A 5,911-nucleotide genomic window follows, 5' to 3' on the forward strand; every position below is an offset into this window, starting at 1 on the left:
ATCCAGTATACCAATAACCATTTTAGTACTCTTGAAAAAGTGCTGAGCGTCAATTATTATGACACTTATCCCCAGTACAACTTCAATCCTTCTTTTCCATCATCCATTGAAGGAGAAACTGTTCTAACTGATAGCCCTTCCTTGGATGGAAGAAGTACTACAGGACTTCTGGTGATGAGCTTGATCAAGAACATTGAAGATGACAATTGGACAAAGAGCTATTCCTATTACGATACCAAAGGAAGAGTTATAGGAACTTATTCTATTAATTACTTAGGTGGTTATACTCAAACAGAATCCAAATTGGATTTCGCTGGAACCGTTCAGAAATCTGTGACGAAGCATAAAAGGTTAAGCACCGATACTGAAAGAGTAATTACAGAAACTTTCACCTATGATCATCAGAACAGGTTACTCGTTCATAAGCATCAGGTAGACAGCAATACCGAAGAGATTCTGGTTCAGAACAGCTACAATGAGCTTTCCCAGCTGGAAACCAAGAAGGTTGGAGGAACCAATCCTGCATCACCTTTACAGACGATCAATTATCAGTATAATATCAGGGGCTGGCTGATGCAGATCAATGATCCTGCGAACTTAGGCAATGATCTGTTTGGTTATAAGATCAACTACAATCAGATGGAAGGGCTTGAAAAACCGAACAGCAGCTTCAGCACTTTGCAGGTAAAGCCAAAATACAATGGAAATATCGCAGAAGTAGCTTGGAAGACCCGTACCGAAGAAAACGAACCGTTAAAAAGATATGGTTATGTTTATGATGGATTAAACCGTCTTTTAGCAGGATTTTACCAGAAACAGGGTAATGAGACCGCAAAGGAATATTCCGAAGTACTGGAATATGACCTGAACGGGAATATCACCAAACTGAAACGGTCAGAAGCTCTGCAAAGTGGAAATACGGCAGCTTCATTGATTGATGATTTAAAGTACGACTATACAGGCAATAAGCTGATCAGAGTGACCGATTTACAGCAGAATCCATCTGGTTATCCATATTTGGCCAACCCCGGAACAATAGGTTATGACAATGATAATGGCATCGGAAACGGGAATATGACCAGTCATCCGGATAAAGGGATTTCTTCAATTCAGTATAATTACCTAAATTTACCAAAGGAGATCAGTCATAGCGGGCTGACAACCAAATACACCTACAGGGCCGATGGTGTAAAAGTAAAGAAGCTCTTTAGAAACCTTGAAACCTATTATCTGGATGGATTCCAGTACAAATCCACCTTTGGTATAGAATCATGGAATGGTGAAGGAACTTACCATCCCAGCCCTAATGAAGTTCCAGTCTTAAAACTCAGAATCATTCCTACCTCGGAAGGATATTATGATGATCTTCTGGGGCAATATGTCTATAATTATACCGACCATCTGGGAAATGTAAGATTGAGCTATGCGGATAAAAGCGGTGATGGAATTATCCAGCCAAGAAGGTTTAATGCATCCAATTGTACAGGTTGGTGGTGTATAGAGGACTGGAGGCCGGGGGAAATTGTGGAAGTCAATAATTATTATCCATTTGGATTATTGCATAACTATACGGCCACTAACCAGAATGCTTATCAGTATAAGTACAATGGCAAGGAATTGCAGGAGACGGGCATGTACGATTATGGTGCGAGGATGTATATGCCGGATATTGGCAGATGGGGAGTTGTAGACCCTCTTGCTGAAACTTCAAGAAGATGGTCTACCTATACATACGCTTATAACAACCCGATCCGTTTCATTGATCCGGATGGAAGAGAGAATAAAGACTGGATCAGGAAAGATGGGAAATGGCAATATGCTGCCAATGTTACTACTCTAGAAGAAGCACAGAAAATGTCAGGTATAGATGGTTTTGCCAAAAATGGAACAATATTTTCAAATGTAAGTGTAGACGGAGGAGCTGAATCTGCTTATGCACAACTAAATGAAGGAGGCTCAATTACAAAGCTTGGTGCGGATGAAATTAATATTACCTCAATACCAAATATGCTTTCATTCACAACCTGGACGGCAGAAGAGTTTCCTCAGATTACATATAACAGCGGTATGGCAAGAACGGACTTTGATGCAAGTACACATGATAAAAAGTTTGGAAATGATAAAACTTTTAATTTGGACTGGGGTAGTTTTGTTGCTCCTGCTACTTTTTCTAGCCCTGGTAAAAGCGGAAATATAACTTTGCCCGGTCGATTTTATGCTGCTTCCTGGGCTGTAGATAGATTAACAGATGTCTTTAATTTAAATAAAGGAAGTGTTGATGAAATCAAGGTACCTATTCCAGATAAAGATTCTGCAAATAAAGGAATAATTTATATGAAGGATTCTTTAATTAAATATGATAATAATTGGAATCAGTCTTATAAAGCTGCTACGGATACAGCAATAAATAGATATTTAAAAGCAAAAAAATAATGAAAAACAAACTTTTTTTATCAATAATTACCATTTTCACACTGCTTTCTTGTCAAAAAAAGCATCAAGTAAAAGCGTCTGATAATGACCTTAATGCTATTTTAACTTTATCAAATTATAAAACGTCTCAAAAAACAATTAATGATTCAATTATTGAAATTTCGGGATACAATGAAAAATTTACTATCCAAGGAAAATATAATAAAAACTCTAAACATAAAATAGGTTGGTGGGATATTCATTATAAAATGAATGATCAAAAATATTTTAATGTGGAATTTTTTTTAGAAGACAATATTGAACGTAAAAATCAAATTATATTTTATCATCAAAATAAAATTGACACTTCTAAGAGTAAATTATATACAACTAATTTTAAATATGAAAATAATAAAATAAGTAAAGTTATATATCATTTTTATACACCTAAAAGTGATTTTATAACTAAAAATGTAGATTTAATATATGACATAACGACAGATACTAAAGATAGTGAGCCTCAAAAAATAGCATTAAATATTCACAATAATTCACATCATTATTGTGAGATAGATCTTACTAAATATAAAAATTCAAAATCGATTATTGTTGGAGGATTATTTTCCGAATACTCTAGTAATAAAGCTAAAACTGAAATGGGAGTAAATGATATTTTTATTCATGATACAATTCAGGTTACTAAGGAATTTTAATAAACATTCAGAATAATTAAGAAATCCGTTATTTATATGCCGTTCATCTGAGCGGCTTTTCTGTTTATAAGGTGTAATAGCTAGCCACAATATGTTTTCTGCAATAATCTTTAAGATTTTTTTTAAAACTAAAGTTTTAATAAGTATCTTGTTTTTTTAATTGTCTTATATATGCTTATCATCCTTTTTTATTTTTTCTCAAAGAATAAATAGGTTTAAGTGAAAGCTTGGGGATTTCTATATCCCACATTACCTCACTTTGGTTATCTACTACAAATCTTCTGTCACTTAGATCAAACTCCTGTACAAAAGAATAATAAAGTAAACGCGAAATAGCAATACTGATTTCCTTACCATTCTTTCTTAAGGTTACACTTAAATGAATGTTTTTACTTTCAAGCGTATTTCTAATTTTAAGAGGCATTATTTTTTCTCCAACAAAAATTTTACTTATGCTGCTAAAAGCCCATCCACTTTTACGTTTTACTCTTCCTTTATTTGAGATCATATATTGTCCTACAAACTCTGGAATATCCTTCCATTGCTCACCTGAAAGATTTGAGAGCGAAAGATTCATACAGGCGGGTGGACTATTGAAATCTATTAAAGGCTTACCTAGCTTTTCCCATAAAGAAATATTAAGTCCCTGGTTTGATTGTAATACAGTACTCTTAGCTTTTTTTAAAAAATCTTTCTCTTGAGGTACATATTCTTTTGGAAACCATCTAAATCCTCCCGCTGAAAATCTTGTTTTTTGCAATACAGATATAATACCCCCTGCACTGGCTCCTGATACTTTGGCAGCGGTAAGAATACTTTCATAACTAGCAACATGCTTACCTTGTACTGTATATTGATTGACTGCTTGTTTGGCAAGACAAGCTCTACCATTACGAAACTTTTTAAGGTTTAGTTCACTCATGGAAAGCATCTCCAAATTATTGTAGAATAAATTAAAAGAATTATTGTCTTTATATGAAATAGCTATAGAATGATCATCCATATCAAATTTTTCTACAAAATGATAATAAACTAACCTGGCGACGGATCGGCGAAACTTTATGCCATTCAGTGAAAATCCGCAAAATACGTTATAGAATGTACGTTGAAGATAATTATTGGAATACTTAACAAGGCTTAATTTCATGATTCTTTCCTCGTCTTTTCGTCTTCCTCCGTTTACCATTGGAATCCAACGCTCAAGGCTTTTCACTCTTCCATAATTTGAAATTGCATAGTTTTCAATATTTTGGATTAAAATCCATTCTTCACCTGCAAGATCTTCTAGAGAAGTATTATACAAAACTTCTTTTAAATATGGGTCTACTGATTCGGAAGGCAGATTCATAAGTCGGTATAATTTATATATTTGATTGGTATAGCAAAAATATATAAAATGTAAAGAATAATATTTGGGAAAGTTTCAGAAGTAGAATGGAGGATCAATTTATACCGAAACTATAAGATTGCTATTACAACAATATTGATTGATAGCTATAATTTTCATATATTCGTATATCAATACTAAAAGTTCATTGATTCTTGATAAGATTTTGCCTAATTAAAATATTTAGGAGTTGTGGCAAATTCGTGGCAATGTTATATTTAAAAATATCAACAATTTGATTTTCAATAATATATGCGACTTGGTTCGAATCCCTCACTCTCCGCAAGATGTGAAAACAAAAGTTTTCAAAAGACATCAAAAAATATATAAAACCTGCAAATTAATGATTTGCAGGTTTTTTCGTTAATGACCGCTGTCATAATTTTCAAAAATACTCATAAAGTTTGTGGCAGAATAGTGGCAATATTTAAAATCAAAAAAATTGCTCTACAATTTAAACTTTATAACTCAGGTTATTAAATCCTAAATTCTGTATAACTAATTTCCCCGTTGAAATTTATTGAGTTGAAAAAAGCGATTAAATCTTTGTTGAATGCTCCTTTTTATTTAAAAAAATAATACGACAAGTTCTGTCGCTATGAAGCTATAGTTTTGTCTGAGAAACAAAAAATCCATGTCATATTATGAAAAAAAATAAATTATCCGCAAAATAAAAGATGTTAAGTCTCGTTTAAGTGATACTATATCTTAAAATATGTTAAATTAACATATAGACAACAAAAAACTAACAATAACTTTAAAATACATGAATACATGAGAAAAATATATGCAGGCGCTCTGACTGTATGTAGCGTCTTTACTTTCTCTGCGCAGGAAGTCTTATGGCAGAAAGACCTCAAATCCTCCACTCAGGATTTCCTAAGCCAGATTACCACCACCATCGATCAGCAATACCTGATTACTGGAAGCTCAATTCAAACAAAAAGCCAACAACCAGCTGCTAACAAGCAAAACAACGGCTACGATTTCCACTTGGTTAAACTCAACCAACAGGGCGAGCAGGTCTGGGAAAAATACCTTTCAGGACAGAATCACGACTATCTTTCCGCTTCTGCATCTACTCAGGAAGGAGGTTTCCTTATAGCAGGAACTTCGTATTCCGGCAAGGGCTGGATAAAAAAGACGAATCCAAGGGCGGTTCCGATATCTGGCTGGTAAGATTAAATGAATTCGGGGATGAATTATGGCAGAAAACTTTAGGCACCGCCTCTGATGAAGAAGCCAGAGCGGTCGTTCAGACTACCGACTTAGGGTTCTTTGTGGCAGGCAATGTTCAGAACTCATCCAAAGGTTATGGCTCTAAAGATGCCTGGATCATCAGACTGGATAAAGATGGAAAAGAACTTTCTCAGATCATTTTAGGTGGAAAAGGACTGGA

General features: G+C 34.2%; 4 protein-coding genes. 3 read left to right on the top strand and 1 reads right to left on the bottom strand.

The genetic code is table 11. From position 1 onward, the window contains the following. Both J2Y40_RS23845 and J2Y40_RS23850 read left to right on the top strand, forming a co-directional pair. Window positions 1-2,433, top strand: a 2,433-nt coding sequence (locus J2Y40_RS23845; protein WP_310001789.1) for an RHS repeat-associated core domain-containing protein, incomplete at its 5' end; no start/stop codon positions are given. Continuing rightward, entirely contained in the window at window positions 2,433-3,125 is a 693-nt protein-coding gene (locus J2Y40_RS23850; RefSeq protein ID WP_310001791.1) for a hypothetical protein, read from the top strand. The genes J2Y40_RS23845 and J2Y40_RS23850, both read left to right, overlap by 1 nt. A 178-nt stretch (window positions 3,126-3,303) precedes the next feature. Here J2Y40_RS23850 and J2Y40_RS23855 read toward each other — a convergent pair whose 3' ends face one another. Continuing rightward, complete coding sequence (locus tag J2Y40_RS23855) at window positions 3,304-4,473, bottom strand: NUMOD4 domain-containing protein (protein WP_310001793.1); 1,170 nt, start codon at window positions 4,471-4,473, stop codon at window positions 3,304-3,306. Window positions 4,474-5,286: 813 nt separating this feature from the next. On the opposite strand from J2Y40_RS23855, the gene J2Y40_RS23860 reads away from it, so the two are divergent. Continuing rightward, complete coding sequence (locus tag J2Y40_RS23860; RefSeq protein ID WP_310001795.1) at window positions 5,287-5,691, top strand: hypothetical protein; 405 nt, start codon at window positions 5,287-5,289, stop codon at window positions 5,689-5,691. Window positions 5,692-5,911: the final 220 nt, after the last annotated feature.

The sequence above is a fragment of the Chryseobacterium sp. 2987 genome, from assembly GCF_031456375.1.
Classification (GTDB): Bacteria; Bacteroidota; Bacteroidia; order Flavobacteriales; family Weeksellaceae; genus Chryseobacterium; species Chryseobacterium vaccae.

What these genes read in the sequence shown, in the direction of transcription:
- J2Y40_RS23855 (WP_310001793.1), bottom strand. Translation starts at nt 4,473, where the DNA reads ATGAATCTGCCTTCCGAATCAGTAGACCCATATTTAAAAGAAGTTTTG.
- J2Y40_RS23850 (WP_310001791.1), top strand. Translation starts at nt 2,433, where the DNA reads ATGAAAAACAAACTTTTTTTATCAATAATTACCATTTTCACACTGCTT.
- J2Y40_RS23860 (WP_310001795.1), top strand. Translation starts at nt 5,287, where the DNA reads ATGAGAAAAATATATGCAGGCGCTCTGACTGTATGTAGCGTCTTTACT.